Source organism: Flavobacterium sp. CHNK8 (assembly GCF_019774515.1).
In the GTDB taxonomy this organism is placed as follows: domain Bacteria; phylum Bacteroidota; class Bacteroidia; order Flavobacteriales; family Flavobacteriaceae; genus Flavobacterium; species Flavobacterium tiangeerense.
The window spans coordinates 434,693-449,008 of the sequence record NZ_CP081492.1 but is presented as its reverse complement, the minus strand read 5'-3'; the positions used below and the strand labels follow the sequence as shown (position 1 = coordinate 449,008).

The window sequence follows — 14,316 nt, the reverse complement described above, 5'->3', positions numbered from 1 at the left end:
CACGGAGGGGCACGCCCAGGAACTGAAAATAAAACCAACTAAAAAAACAAATCCGCTACTTACTGAAAAGGAGCGGATTCATCCAACTATAAATCTAAAAAAAACTACTAACTAAACTCTTTATCTGGATTGTATCCTAAATACGGCATGGCGGTTTCATTGAAGATTACGCCGTATTCTTCTAACTCTTTTAAAATAGGCTCGTATACTTCCTTGCGAATGGGTAATTGTACGCCTGGCGTGGTGATTTTGCCATTCAGGATTAATAATGTGGCCATGGCAACGGGTAAACCTACGGTTTTGGCCATGGCGGTATAGGTTTGATCGTCTCCAAGGCAAACCATTTTTGCATCAATTTGTTCTTTTTTGCCGTTTATTTCGTAGCCAAATTTATGGTACATGACAATCATGTCTTTGTCCTCTTCTTGTAAGGTCCAGCTATCGGTTAATATTTTCTCTAAAATTTGGGCTGGTGTGGCGTTTGTTAAACCTACTTTTTTGTTGGGATTGAACAAATCGAGTTCTAATAATTTGTCCCACATGATGTCGTCTTGATCAATCTTGAGAATCAAACGAGTCTTGATTTCAACCGAATCGGTAGGATGATACGGCAGAAACGAGTTGACAAATTCACGGTAGCTCATGTTCTCTGAGTTTTCCATGATGTAACTGTCATCGGTCATGCCAAGTTGTACGAACATGTTCCAAGCTTTTGAAAAACCAACTCTACGGATGGTGCCTCGGTACAAGGTGAGTACATCATCTAGTCCATACACAGAGCGGTATTTTAGAGAATCTCTGTTAGAATACGCCTCAAAACGTCCGTAACCTTCTACTTGTAAAAACTCGGTTCTACGAAACAAATTGCAATAGGGTATGTACTTGTACGTGCCTTCTTGAATAAACTTAGCAGCGCCTCCTTGACCTGCCAGCACCACATTGGGCGGCGCCCAAGTAAATTTATAATTCCACAAATTCGTATCTGATTCTGGGGCGACTAATCCGCCACAAAAAGACTCAAACAAAATCATTTCGCCGCCTTTCTCCTTAATTTCATCAATCACTTTCATGGCACTCATGTGATCAATTCCTGGATCAAGTCCGATTTCGTTCATGAAAATAAGATTGTTTGCTTTAGCCTGAGCATCTAATTCTTGCATGGCATCACTCACGTATGAGGCCGTAACCAAGTGTTTTTTGTACGTGATACAATCTTTGGCCACTTGAATGTGCAAATGTGCGGGCAGCATTGAGATTACAATGGTGGCATTTTGAATGGCTTGTTGCCGTTGCTTTTCATCAAAGATATCAAGGGCGATTGCGGTAGCATTAGGATGGTTGTTGGTTTTTTTCTGGGCCAAAGCCAATGACAAGTCACCAATAACGAGATGCAACTGCTCTTGTTCCGATTTTTGAAGCAAATACCGAATTAAAGAAGAGGCCGATCTTCCTGCGCCAATGATTAAAATTGTTCTCATTTTTATATATTTATAACACAAACATACATAATTGTTGTATTTATAACAAATGAAGTGTGATTATTTTATTTAGAACCTAAAAATACAGCTCTTTTTTTAACACGCGTACGCCAAAACAAAGACCTCAAAAACTTTTAATTTCATTTGAGATCAAATACTTTTGTACTAAATACAAGACCCATGAAAAAAAGAATCATAGCCAGCGGTGCTGTTTTAGGAATGATTGCTATAATTTTAGGCGCTTTTGGCGCGCATGCCTTGAAAAAAGTTTTATCAATAGATCAATTGGTAACATTTGAAACGGGAGTTCGGTACCAAATGTATCATGCTTTGTTTTTACTTTTCATAGGGAACTATGATGCGCTTTCACAAAAAAAGCAAAAAGCCATTTATTATTTAGTGCTTTCGGGCGTTACATTATTCTCAGGATCTATCTATCTTTTGGCTACCAACAACCTCACTACTTTCGATTTTAAAATTATAGGATTCGTAACGCCAATAGGCGGTCTCCTACTAATTATTGCTTGGTTTCTGCTATTGGCATCAATATTTGATAAAAAATCACAAAATCATCAGAATTAAAGGCTAACTGAAATTTAATTTCTACTTTTGTAGTCTATTAAATGTAACTATACACACTAAATTTATGGACAATACTATGCATTTCTCGCAATCGATTTCGTTAACAGATTTAGGAATTGAAAACGTAAACATTCATTACCAGTTATCTCCAGAAGAATTACACAATATTACAATACAATCAGGTCAAGGAGTTGAGAGTTCTACAGGAGCTTTAGCCGTTAATACAGGAGAATATACAGGCCGTTCTCCACAAGATCGTTTTATTGTACGTGACAGCATCAGTGAAGATAAAGTTTGGTGGGGTAAAGTAAACATTCCGTTTGAGCCTGCTGCTTTTGAAAAACTATACAATAAAGTAACTGCTTACTTATCTAATAAAGAAGTTTATGTACGTGATTCATACGTATGTTCTGATCCAAATTACAGGTTGAATGTGCGTGTGGTAACCGAAACTCCTTGGGCAAACTTGTTTTGTTACAATATGTTTTTAAGACCTGAAGCATCAGAAATAGCTACTTTTACACCAGAATGGACGGTACTTTGTGTGCCAAGTTTTATGGCTGATCCAGCTGTAGATGGTACACGTCAAAGTAATTTTGCCATATTAGACTTTACTAAAAAAGTAGTTTTAATAGGCGGTACAGGATATACAGGAGAAATGAAAAAAGGAATTTTCTCTGCATTGAATTTCATTTTGCCTGTTTTTAAAAACACATTGCCTATGCATTGCAGTGCCAATGTAGGTGAAAAAGGAGATACTGCTATATTCTTTGGTTTATCTGGAACTGGAAAAACAACTTTATCAGCTGACCCAGATCGTAAATTGATTGGTGATGATGAGCACGGATGGACTAATGAAAATACCGTTTTCAACTTTGAAGGAGGTTGCTACGCCAAGGTAATTAATCTTAGCGAAGAAAACGAACCAGACATTTTTAGAGCTATTAAAAAAGGAGCTATTCTTGAAAATGTAGTTTTTAAAGAAGGTACCAATGAAGTAGATTTTGAAGATGTAAGCATCACTCAAAACACACGCGTAAGCTACCCAATTACACATATAGACAATATCCAACCAGGATCTATAGGTAACAATCCTAAAAACATATTTTTCTTGACGGCTGATTCATTTGGTATTTTGCCTCCTATTGCAAAATTGACTCCAGGTCAAGCAGCGTACCACTTTATATCTGGTTATACCGCTAAAGTTGCTGGAACAGAAGCTGGAGTAACAGAACCACAGCCTAATTTTTCGGCTTGTTTTGGAGCGCCATTTATGCCTTTGCACCCAACGAAATATGCTGAAATGTTAAGCAAAAAAATGAAAGATGCTAATGTAACGGTTTGGTTAATCAACACAGGTTGGACTGGTGGTGCATACGGAGTAGGAAGCCGTATGAAATTAAAATACACTAGAGCCATGATCACAGCAGCACTTAACGGTGAGCTTGATAATGTTGCTTATGAAAACCACAAAGTTTTTGGAATTGCAAAACCACAATCATGTCCTAATGTTCCTAGTGAAATTTTGAATCCTAGAAATACTTGGGAAAACCCAGAGCTTTACGATGAAAAAGCATTAGAACTTGCTCAAAAATTCAAAGAAAATTTTGCGAAATTTGAAGAATTTGCCAATCCAGAGATTATGGCAGGTGCTCCACTAGCATAAGTTAATTATAATTCAACACTTGTAAAGCCGTTCGTAAAGAGCGGCTTTACTTTTTTTATGTGGTAAGACAAAAGAAATCAACATTTTAGCATGCGATTCGTTTTTTGGCGTTAAATTTGTAAGTAATCAAAACGTCCTTGTGACAAAAACACAAATCAATCAAAACAATCTACAATCATGTTAAAACAATTTTTCATTCTATGCTCAGGCGCAGACAAAGACCTTCTAGAAACGTGTTCAGAAGGAGAACAAACAAAATATGTAGGGATAGGCGCCACCGTATTCTTTACAGCTGTTATGGCTTTTTTAGCCAGTGCCTATGCCCTATTCACCGTATTTGACAGCGTATATCCCGCCGTCGCTTTTGGTGTTGTATGGGCTTTTCTTATTTTTAATTTGGATCGTTTTATTGTTTCTACTATTCGAAAAAGAGACCAGTTTGGCGCTGAATTTTTACAAGCTACTCCCCGAATTATTTTGGCGGTAATCATAGCAATTGTTATTTCAAAACCATTAGAAATTAAAATTTTCGAAAAAGAAATCAACACCGTTTTATTGAAAGAGAAAAATGCGATGGCTCTAGCCAATAAAAAAGAAGTAGCTACGTATTTCAAAAGCGATTTAGACAAAAACAAAGCCGAAATAGACAAGTTAAAATTAGAAATAACTACCAAAGAGAAAGAGGTTAATACTTTATACGAAACCTATATCAAAGAGGCCGAAGGAACAGCAGGAACCAAAAAGTTAGGCAAAGGTCCTGTTTTTAAAGAAAAAATTGCCAAGCATGATTTGGCCAAACAAGAATTAGATACCCTGCAAAAAAACAACTTGGCCAAAATTGCTGAGATGGAAAAGAACACAAAAACTTTACAAGCTGATTTAGACAAAAAGGTTACCGAAACCCAACCCATTATCGATGGATTTGATGGTTTAATGGCCAGAATCAATGCTTTGAACAAACTGCCTTGGTTGCCATCGTTTTTTATCATGTTGCTATTTTTAGCCATTGAAACCTCGCCAATTATTGCAAAACTTTTAGCTCCAAAAGGCGAATACGATTTTAAATTAGAAGATCTCGAAACCGCATTGAAAGCAACCATTGAACAAGACAAATACCAACGTTCTTTACTGGTAAAAACCAACGCTTCGATGCATGACAAAGTTTACAATGACATTGCCGAGGATAAAAAACTGTATGATTTACAGCGCAAAAACGCCACTGATTTACTAGAATTGCAATCTAATAATTTTGTAGAAAAACAGAAAAGAACACTTTAAAAAAAACCATTAGACATAAAAAAAGTCCTAAAGTCAAAAGTAAATTATCTTTTGACTTTAGGACTTTTGACTTTAAGACTCCAACACTATTACATGTGACTCAAGATTTCTTTCTTAAAAGCATCATATTCGCCTTGTAAAATCAAGCCGTTATCGAGTAGTTTTTTATAATTATGTAGTTTTTCAAACAATTCGTCTTGAGATAAACTGGCAAGTCCTGCTTCCTTACTTGATTCTGGGACTGCTTGCGCTTGTTCATTTTCATAATTATAAGCTGGCAGTACAGCAACTGGCATTATTTCGGCAAAACTAGTCACTTCTTCAGTTTCCATCTCCTCAATAATTTCAGCATCAGGAACAACTGCAGCTGATTGTGCCTCCTCAACAGTTATAGCACTTACCGCGCCTGTTTTTAAAATATCAAGTTGCTCCTTGGCATACGTAAAAATTTTACGGGCTTGTATTTTTGGAATATAATCAATTGACACTTCCATATTAGTGCGCGTTGTAAATGAAAACTCTGACCCTAAAATGTTTTCCTTAACAAAAGTTCCCTCTATTTCATCCCAAGTATAATCAATGAAATTCATAGATAGCCCAAGGTTTTTAGGCTGACAAATAATGATTCGCTTGTTAGTAAGGACAATACTGTCTGGTAAGACTGTAATAGCTGGTTTTTTTTGAACCGCTATATAACCTACTTCCTCGTTTTTCATTAATAAATCACTCAGTTTAGCAGCAATTTTTTCTATTGCTTTTGGGTCTTGGTCTTCGTTTAAAAATTTTTTAATTTGATCTATCATTGTGTTTACAGTGGTTTTAGACTTTGTATTAATACGCTGTCAAAAGTAATACCAATTTTATTTTTCTGCACTCAAGGTGTGTATTTTTGTTTCCTTATTTTAAAATTTAATTTTAGTTAATTATCTATAGTGAATGGCAATTTGGCCTATTTGGAACACAATTTTCAAGGAATCTTTAAAAGAAAGTTTAGATCCATCAGCATGAATCCATCTTTTTAAGGGCTGTTCACATACTAGCTTTTTAGTTTCTTCATCCCCGTACACTTGTTTCATTCGCATTAAAATTTCTACATCAAACAACCACTTGGTCAAAAACTTGGTTTGAAAGGTTTTTTCAATCACATCTTTGCTCATAATTTTAGCACCACATTGCGTGTCATTGAATTCCATTCCAATTGTTCTTCGAATGATAAAATTAATGATTTTACTAATGATAGCACGAGCGGATTCCTTAGTGATATCTGCACCCATACGAGCCATCCTAGAGCCCCCGACAAATTTAAAACTTGACGTTGAAATGGTAGTCACCAAATCATGAAAATCTTCAAAATCTGTAGATAAATCAGCATCTAAAAAACCGATGTAATCAAATTGATCTTGTTTAGCTAGGTGAAGCATCCCTAATCGTACTGCTTCGGCTTTGCCTCCATTTTTTTCACAATCATAAATACTAATGTGATCTTCATTTCCTTCTCTTAATTTTTCAAGAACTTCAAGGGTTTTATCTTTACTACCATCATTTACAAAACACAAATGGTATCCTAAATTTGAATTAATAAAAGCTTTGAAGTCGTCCCCTAACAAACGAAGTTCCTCATTATAACATGGAATTACAACCCCAATACAGTTGTTTTGAATGATTTGATTTTTTTGCGTTATTTTAGCCGGCTTACCGCCCACACCTATCAACCTTTTTACACGCGCTCCTATCTCACTTAGACTGAGTGGTTTTTTCATGTAATCATCAACTCCTAAATCAAATCCTTTTACAATAATATCCTCCTCTGTATTACCCGATAAAATCATAACGGGAGTATTATGCCCTCTAACTACTTTTATGTGTTTTGCAATTTCAAGACCATTGTACATATTAAGTTCTTCCTTAGTGATTTCCTTTTCATTAGAATAAGGCATGTTAATATCAGCTATAACAAGATTGGGCAAGTGTAAATCATAGCTTTTAATTCCATCAGAAATGGTATTGGCTGAAAATACTTCGTAACCTAAATCAACAAGGCTTTTTTCTAAAGAGAGTATCACTAACTCCTGATCGTCAATAATTAATATTTTCATAGGTATGAGTTTAAGATAGATTGGTTATCGTAAATATATCAAATTTGATTTGAATTATACAATAAAATCTTTGCTAATGACTGCCATCTAGCGTTAAATTAACAGTTTTATTAATACATTTACAAAAACATCAATACAAACTGGATGTCTACTGAAAAATCAAATAAATATTTAATTGTAGCCCTTCTTATAGGAGTGGTTTTTCATGGTAGCGCTATATTTTTCACGCTAGAAAGTACGTATGATGCTTTAATTCATATGTTTTTTGCCAATCATTATGCTACAAGTTGGTTTGAACCCTGGAATTACAGTTGGTACACCGGTTTTACCGTTATGGGGTATCCACCGCTTGTGCATCAAGCTATAGGGCTGTTATCGCTATTAGGTGGTTTAAAGTTTGGTTTATTTACTGTGGCTATTATTGGTATTCTTTTGTTTATAACAGGAGTTTACCGCTATACCCTATTGATTACTGCCGATAGAACTGTAGCTGGTTATGCTGCTTTAGTAGCCGTATTCTCGTCATCATTTGTTGAGACCTTGCATATTTTTGGGCAATTGCCCAGCATAGTAGGTGTTTCAATATTAATGCACTGTATGCCAGAAATTTATCTTTGGATAAAAACTGGAAAAATCAAGAACCTTCTTAGTGCATTTTCATTGCTTGCAGTTACCATATGCTCCCATCATGTAACCCCTATTTTCGGGATGGTTTTCTTTATTTTCCCTTTGATAGGTACTGTTGTTATGGATGTATCTCGGGAAAAGGTAAACTCCTATAAGGAAATACGATTCAAATTATTTGTACAGACCTTGTTCAAACTCTTAAAAAGGATTATCATTTTTGGAGCTGGTTCACTAGTGCTTATTGTATTTTGTATTTTTCCGTATTGGGTCAACTCCAAAGCTAATCCTATCACGCAAGTACCCATACCTCATGGCAGCCGTGATAATTTTCTAGAAGTAACCTCATCTGGGTTAATGTTTTTTGTCATACCCTGGGGAATCTTATTTTTTATTTTACCCTATGTATTTTACCGTTATTTCAGCAAAAGATACATTTGTTTTGGATTGTCAATCACTTTGCTCACCATACTAGGAACTGGAGGTACAACACCCATACCGCTTAAGGTTTTAGGAGAAAATGCGTTTAACATTCTTACGCTTGACCGTTTTACACTTTGGGCTTCTATTATGAGTTTACCCATGTCTGGAGAGTTTGTATACCGCTTAATTGAAGGCGATTTAAAAACGGCTATTCAAAATAAATTTGGGAATATTTACCATCGAATTCTTGGCGCAGCCTTTGCGGGTTCTTTTTTGTTTTTTGCCAGTTTTACAATTACTCTTGGTTATTTTAGACCTTTTCAACCCCAAAAAATAAATACACTACCGCTAGTCAACTTTTTAAATCAAGATCAGCATGATCAATGGCGTTATTTGCCGCTGGGATTTGGGGACCAAATGGCAACTTTATCCTCACAAACCAATGCCAAAACGGTTGATGGAAATTACCATTCAGCCAGAAGATTACCCGAGCTTACCTCACGAGCGATAGAACGTCTTGAAAATTCTAAATTTCGAGGTATGGAAGGAATTGGTTCTTTACAACAATTTTTAACCGTACCCGAAAAATACAATTTAAAATATGTGTTTTCGAATGATAAATTTTATGATCCCATACTATATTTTTGTGGGTGGCACCGCCTTTCTCAGTTAGAAAATGGCATTATGGTTTGGGAAAGACTTAATATTGCTCCGTTACCAAAAGTACTTCCTAAAGATGAAGTTCCAGTTTATCTTAAACTAATGTGGGGTATTATACCAATACTTACCATTATTATTGCCTTTATGGTAAATGTACAAAGTATTTTTTTCAAAGCGTTGAAGTTAAAGGAAGAACCAAAACCCGATTTTTTTAAGTTTAAAGTTTCTTACACTCGGTTTCCTCTAAAACTCATTAGTGTATTACATCTTTGGGTCCTTATATTGTTTATCATTATGGCCTTTGGAGGATATAAAACCTATGTTGCCAATGCTACCCAAATAAGCCCTGAAAATGTGGTAAAAAGCTACTATGATGCGCTCGATTTTAAGTTTTATGAAAAAGCCCACTCTTTTATTGACCCTAGGAGCAAACTTTCTATATCACAATTTATGCTGGAAACATCAGTAGCTGACGGAATTTTAAATTCATACGCTAAACTTGATGCCATAGAAATTCAAATTGTAAAGAAAACCGATCAAAGAACTACGCTTGTTGCCAAAACAAAATGGATTACACCTTTAGAAATCATTAATAAAGATTACTATCACGAAACTATCAAACGCAACGGAAAATGGTTTATTCTTCCTCAAAAAACACCATTAGACATACCGCCAGATCAATTTTTATCTAGCAATTTAACGGAGTATTACAAACAAGGACGACGAAAAATTACAACCCAACAAACCTTTCATGAAGATGTATTAAAGCAACCTGAGCTTGAAATACTTTCGGCAAAATTAATCAAGTACAACAAAGAATACGTAATTATAGGAGAATTACAAAACATAGACAATAGTCCAGCTGATGTTATTGTCAAATCTACTTTGTACAATAAGTACGATAAAGAATTAGCCACATTCAATGCTAAAGACGTTATCAAACATAAAATTTTACCCAAAGAAACGACTAGTTTTAAGGTAAATTTTGAAGAGGTGTCTTGGTTGAAAAAAGAGGCTAACAAGCCTACAACTTTTAACCCTAATGAATATACCCCTAAAAATATTGCCGAAACGCCTTCAAATTTTGATATTCAATCAGCAGGAAATGTTGCCATAACAGATTTTTATATACAAGTAGCCCTGTCAGACCTTGTAGTAGAAAATAACCATCTAAAGGGAACGCTTTTTAATTATGGGATTCAAGAAGTAACCGTTCCAGAATTGATTGTATCTTATTACACTAAAGAAAAAGAACTTTTATATGTTGATCATTATTTTGTTCGGGAAGGTGTTCGGGTGCAACGCAAGCAATATTTTGATTATAAACTCCTTGACTTGACGAACTGTAAAATTATTTTATCATCATTAGAAAATTGCTTTGTAAATGGTTTACCCAATAAAGATCTGGCACAAACTATTGTTCCCAATAGAAACAAGGTAATGGAAAAGGAACTTTTACAAAAAGTAAATGGAAAAGGTTTTGGTTATGTAAAAATTGAATTGAATAACTATATTGGTAATCCTAAATAATGAAAAAAATAGCAGTCATACTCCTTTGTATCTGTTGCCTAGTTGTTTTTGCAGTTGTAAAAACAACTAGCACTGCAGCTACAATTACATTGGATACATCCCAAAAAAAATTTACTGCGGGAACCCCAATACTACTTCAGTTTTCTTCACTAAAAGCGGTTAAAAACGCTGATTTATTTTTGATTCATTCTTACGGAAAAACAATCGTTAAGGGAAAAGTTGACAAGAATAAATTGCGGTTTAGTATTCCCGAATTATATGCCAAAAAAACAGGAACCGTTTCTTGGTATCTTATCCAAGATAGAAAGAATATTGCGGCTGGACAATTTGAAATTGTTCCTAATGATGTCACGCCTACTTTGATTGAAAATTATTTGGGTCCAACTACCATTCTCACAGGACAAGACCATTACACGATGATGGTTGCAATCCCCACGGACAGTTATGACAACCCAAAAACAGACAACACCACTGTGTTTATAAAAGATCAATTCCTAGATGACATTACTGTTACCACTAAGAAAACGGCTGATTTTATAGCATGGAAAAACATTTACTCCAGAACAATATCAGGAAAGATGCTCATTTCAACACAATGCAATACGGCATTATCAAAGGAATTTGAAACTGATATCACGCCATCAATAGCCACAAACTTTACTATTGATTATGCTAGGAACCATCAATTTGCAGATGGAAACCAAATTACCAAACTAAAAACTTCGATTATTAAAGATCAATTTGGCAATTTAGTAGGAGACGGAACCCTAGTTACATTTCAAGTCACTACAAAAAATAATAATTTCCTAAAAACATTTGCAGCCACTATAAATGGTGTGGCTATTGCACAGTTATTGCATCCTGATCATCAAGAAATTTATACAGTAAAAGCCTATGTGACAGGCATGGCCGAAAGCAAACCCATTCAAATTGCGTATCAAGCACTGATAAGAGATTTTCCTTATCAGTTTCTTGAAAAAAATCGGAAAATTGTGGTAGGACCATTAACCAGTTTCATGAATCAAATAGTTCCTGATGGAATAAAAGTAGAGCTAAAAATATTTCATAAAAATAAATTAATAGAAACAAAAATTGTTGAAAGTGCCAAAGGATTAGCTACATTTATACTATTACCTCCTTTTTACAAACAATCCGCTTATCAATTTGAAATTACCACTCTAGGCATCACCAAGAAAACCGAAACCATACCGTATGAAAATTATCAATAACCGAAATATTTACAAAGCGGCCTTTATACTATCCTTTATCGTGATTAGTATTTTTACGCTATTTGGTATGGCAAAAATTCTGGATTACTTGAATACTGGTGCTGACAGAAGTGCCATGTTACACCTTGAAACAAAAAGTGAGGATGTCTACTTACCCAAAGTAACCTGGACCGAACTTGAAAATCCAGCGCGTGAAATGGAGAAAAACACACTAGGAAAAATTGAACGGGACTACCTTTTTTCTTGGCACATAAAAAACAAAGCTTTGCAAAATAATACTCCAAAAGGGATTGACGATTATTATACCATGAACACTCGTGATAATCTATACAAAGTCATTCAACACAATAAAGTCCAAGAAATTACAATAGAAAACACCACACTAAAACATTTTCCTGAATTAGAATTTTACAGCGAAGACGGGCAGCTAGTTGTTTTTACAGATAAAAACGTAATTGAGTTTCAAAAAATCTATCTCAATAAAAAGTTGCTAACCACGGTACAAGACACCGCAACATACAAAGTAATGATGCTGCTTGAGGATGGGTACTGGCGTGTGCGTCATTTTCAAAAAATGGAACCCTCTCCATTTGCTAAAGACTCTATACAACCAGAGCCCGAATACAGTATTCAAGAGGATAAAATTCTTAAAAACAAAAAACAATTTGTTATCAAAGGTATTAATTACTACCCAAAAAATTCAGCTTGGGATACCTTTGGGGAACAATTTCACAAGGATACTATTGCAAAGGATTTTGACATCATCAAAAAATCAAATTTAAACTCTATACGGGTTTTTATTCAATACGATGATTTTGGGAAAGCCAATATAAATCCCGAAAAAATGGCTAAGCTTAAAACCCTTTTAGATTTGGCTGCAGCCAAAAATCTAGGAGTTATGGTAACCTTATTTGATTTTTACAGCGATTACTCACTAGACAGTTGGACTCTAACACACAGACATGCAGAGCAAATAGTATCTACATTTAAAGATCATAAAGCAATCATAGCTTGGGATTTAAAAAACGAGCCTAATTTAGATTTTGAAAACAGAGGTAAAGAAAATGTTTTGCAATGGCTTGACCACATGGTAACGGTAATTAGAGAAAATGACCCAAACCACTTAATTACAATTGGCTGGTCAAACTCTGTGGCGGCTTCACAACTGGCTGATAAAGTAGATTTTGTTTCGTATCACTTTTACAATGATATAAAGCACCTTGAGTATGAAACCAATACTTTAATCAAAACAGTTAAGAAACCGGTTGTAATTCAAGAATTTGGAGTTCCTTCTTACGGCGGGATTTGGAATTTATGGGAAAGTAGTTTAGAAAATCAAGCCCAATACCACCAAAAAATGCAAGCGTATTTCAAGAAAAACAATTATTCATTTATGTCCTGGACATTGTATGATTTTCCAAAAGTACCGGATCAAGTTGCTGGAAAATGGCCTTGGCAAAAAAACAGGCAAAAACAATTTGGGTTTATTGATGTTAAAGGCAAAAACAAACCCGCGTACAAATACATTTCGAATTAAAATTTAGATTTTATAATTTTTTGGAATGTTTTCAAATACATGTCTGTAATTGTTGCCATAGATAAAGCGCTTGCTGCTTTAAAGTTCTGCATAGCAATTGATTTTCGATTTGCATCATCATTAATTATTTTCTCTATTGCAGTTGCAAGTGATTCAGCACTTTCAGGATTAAAAAACTCGCCTTTATACCCCTCTTCTTCTACTAGTAAGGCTAAATCTCCCAGATCTGGCATGACTACGGCTTTGCCATAACTCCCTGCTTGATGTAACACCCCAGAACTCCCTGTGGTAGAAGTGTACGGAAAAGCAACAACTGTACTGTCTCCAAAAATTACGGGTACATCTTTCTCCTCAACATATCCTGTAAATCGAATACCAGGAATATCTTTGTATTTTTCTTGAACACTCGCTAAATAGCCAGGCGTATTAGGACTATCAGTACCTGCGACAACTACTTCTATGGCTTCTGAACTACGTTTTCTAATGATTATAGCTGATTCTATCAAAATTTCGACTTTTTTATAGGTTCCAAATTTCCCAAAAGCCATAATTTGTTTTGGTCCAGGAACTAAGTCAAACGAGGGTTCGTCAATGGTATCAAAAGTTCCATGTGGTACTACAATAACATTATTTACTTTGTATTTCTTTACCAGTACCTCTACATATTTGTTGATAGTTACTGCCACGACATCAGACTTTAATATGAATTTGGTCAATGAAGTGCCTACAAAATTATAGAAACGTTGCGCTAGTTTATTATCTGTAAAACCAGCACTCTCCAGGTCAACTTGCTCTAGGATGTTGTGTAGCAAGGAAACTGTTGGGATAGAATTCAATCGTAAAACCGAAGGAATCATAAGTCCTAAAGCTGCAGGAACCTTTTTATCGCCAAATTTCATGAATTGCAGATTAATCAAAACAGCATCCGGTTTTTCAGCACGTATGGCATCCATTATTGAGATAATATTGGTGTAACTATTAAATGACCAGCATTCCCTCACCTTTACTTTATCACTGTTTTCAAAGTCCAGTTGCTTAGCATCTTGAGTTTTATCACACAGTAAAATCACCTCTGAGATTTCATTTTTTTGTGCAAAATTTTTAACTAAATGATACCCATATTCGTTAAGAGTTACTTTACTTGGCGGAAAAGCTGTGATTACGGCTACTTTCATGTGCTTTAAATTTGGTTTAATACTTAGGCATTGGTTAT

At 35.1% G+C, this 14,316-nt stretch carries 10 protein-coding genes; 6 read left to right on the top strand and 4 right to left on the bottom strand.

Features of this window, described 5'->3' with window-relative positions:
- Positions 1-107 precede the first annotated feature (107 nt).
- Positions 108-1,478, bottom strand: coding sequence for a saccharopine dehydrogenase family protein (locus K5V07_RS01825; protein WP_221916109.1), 1,371 nt, complete (start codon positions 1,476-1,478; stop codon positions 108-110).
- Between the two features lie 180 nt (positions 1,479-1,658).
- Between K5V07_RS01825 and K5V07_RS01820 the strand changes: the two genes are divergently transcribed.
- From K5V07_RS01820 to K5V07_RS01810, 3 genes are all read left to right on the top strand, one after another.
- Positions 1,659-2,060: a DUF423 domain-containing protein gene (locus K5V07_RS01820; RefSeq protein ID WP_221916108.1), complete on the top strand. Its 402-nt coding sequence runs from the start codon at positions 1,659-1,661 to the stop codon at positions 2,058-2,060.
- Between the two features lie 64 nt (positions 2,061-2,124).
- The gene (pckA, locus tag K5V07_RS01815; protein ID WP_221916107.1) at positions 2,125-3,726 is read left to right on the top strand and encodes a phosphoenolpyruvate carboxykinase (ATP); all 1,602 of its coding nucleotides are present in this window, start codon (positions 2,125-2,127) and stop codon (positions 3,724-3,726) included.
- A gap of 177 nt (positions 3,727-3,903) precedes the next feature.
- Positions 3,904-5,004, top strand: a complete 1,101-nt coding sequence (locus tag K5V07_RS01810) for a DUF4407 domain-containing protein (protein WP_221916106.1) — start codon at positions 3,904-3,906, stop codon at positions 5,002-5,004.
- Positions 5,005-5,093: 89 nt separating this feature from the next.
- Here the strand turns inward: K5V07_RS01810 and K5V07_RS01805 are convergent, their stop codons facing one another.
- Together K5V07_RS01805 and K5V07_RS01800 are read right to left on the bottom strand one after the other, a co-directional pair.
- Positions 5,094-5,807, bottom strand: a complete 714-nt coding sequence (locus K5V07_RS01805) for a PH domain-containing protein (RefSeq protein ID WP_221916105.1) — start codon at positions 5,805-5,807, stop codon at positions 5,094-5,096.
- Positions 5,808-5,927: 120 nt separating this feature from the next.
- Positions 5,928-7,100 carry a glycosyltransferase gene (locus tag K5V07_RS01800; RefSeq protein ID WP_221916104.1) on the bottom strand — a complete coding sequence of 391 codons (1,173 nt, stop codon included), beginning with the start codon at positions 7,098-7,100 and terminating at the stop codon, positions 5,928-5,930.
- A 144-nt stretch (positions 7,101-7,244) separates the two neighbouring features.
- On the opposite strand from K5V07_RS01800, the gene K5V07_RS01795 reads away from it, so the two are divergent.
- Genes K5V07_RS01795 through K5V07_RS01785 form a run of 3 tightly spaced genes read left to right on the top strand, consistent with a single transcriptional unit; the run spans position 7,245 to position 13,103 of the window.
- Positions 7,245-10,337: a hypothetical protein gene (locus K5V07_RS01795; protein ID WP_221916103.1), complete on the top strand. Its 3,093-nt coding sequence runs from the start codon at positions 7,245-7,247 to the stop codon at positions 10,335-10,337.
- A complete protein-coding gene (locus K5V07_RS01790; RefSeq protein ID WP_221916102.1) occupies positions 10,337-11,566 on the top strand; it encodes a hypothetical protein in 1,230 nt (409 codons plus the stop codon). Before K5V07_RS01795 ends, K5V07_RS01790 begins: the two co-directional genes overlap by 1 nt.
- Positions 11,550-13,103: a cellulase family glycosylhydrolase gene (locus K5V07_RS01785; protein WP_221916101.1), complete on the top strand. Its 1,554-nt coding sequence runs from the start codon at positions 11,550-11,552 to the stop codon at positions 13,101-13,103. Before K5V07_RS01790 ends, K5V07_RS01785 begins: the two co-directional genes overlap by 17 nt.
- On the opposite strand, the gene K5V07_RS01780 is transcribed toward K5V07_RS01785, so the two are convergent.
- Positions 13,100-14,278, bottom strand: coding sequence for a glycosyltransferase (locus K5V07_RS01780; protein WP_144891313.1), 1,179 nt, complete (start codon positions 14,276-14,278; stop codon positions 13,100-13,102). The two genes, K5V07_RS01785 and K5V07_RS01780, sit on opposite strands and share 4 nt — an antisense overlap.
- Positions 14,279-14,316 lie beyond the last annotated feature (38 nt).

What these genes read in the sequence shown, in the direction of transcription:
- K5V07_RS01790 (WP_221916102.1), top strand. Translation starts at nt 10,337, where the DNA reads ATGAAAAAAATAGCAGTCATACTCCTTTGTATCTGTTGCCTAGTTGTT.
- pckA (WP_221916107.1), top strand. Translation starts at nt 2,125, where the DNA reads ATGGACAATACTATGCATTTCTCGCAATCGATTTCGTTAACAGATTTA.
- K5V07_RS01800 (WP_221916104.1), bottom strand. Translation starts at nt 7,100, where the DNA reads ATGAAAATATTAATTATTGACGATCAGGAGTTAGTGATACTCTCTTTA.
- K5V07_RS01780 (WP_144891313.1), bottom strand. Translation starts at nt 14,278, where the DNA reads ATGAAAGTAGCCGTAATCACAGCTTTTCCGCCAAGTAAAGTAACTCTT.
- K5V07_RS01820 (WP_221916108.1), top strand. Translation starts at nt 1,659, where the DNA reads ATGAAAAAAAGAATCATAGCCAGCGGTGCTGTTTTAGGAATGATTGCT.
- K5V07_RS01805 (WP_221916105.1), bottom strand. Translation starts at nt 5,807, where the DNA reads ATGATAGATCAAATTAAAAAATTTTTAAACGAAGACCAAGACCCAAAA.
- K5V07_RS01785 (WP_221916101.1), top strand. Translation starts at nt 11,550, where the DNA reads ATGAAAATTATCAATAACCGAAATATTTACAAAGCGGCCTTTATACTA.
- K5V07_RS01795 (WP_221916103.1), top strand. Translation starts at nt 7,245, where the DNA reads ATGTCTACTGAAAAATCAAATAAATATTTAATTGTAGCCCTTCTTATA.
- K5V07_RS01810 (WP_221916106.1), top strand. Translation starts at nt 3,904, where the DNA reads ATGTTAAAACAATTTTTCATTCTATGCTCAGGCGCAGACAAAGACCTT.
- K5V07_RS01825 (WP_221916109.1), bottom strand. Translation starts at nt 1,478, where the DNA reads ATGAGAACAATTTTAATCATTGGCGCAGGAAGATCGGCCTCTTCTTTA.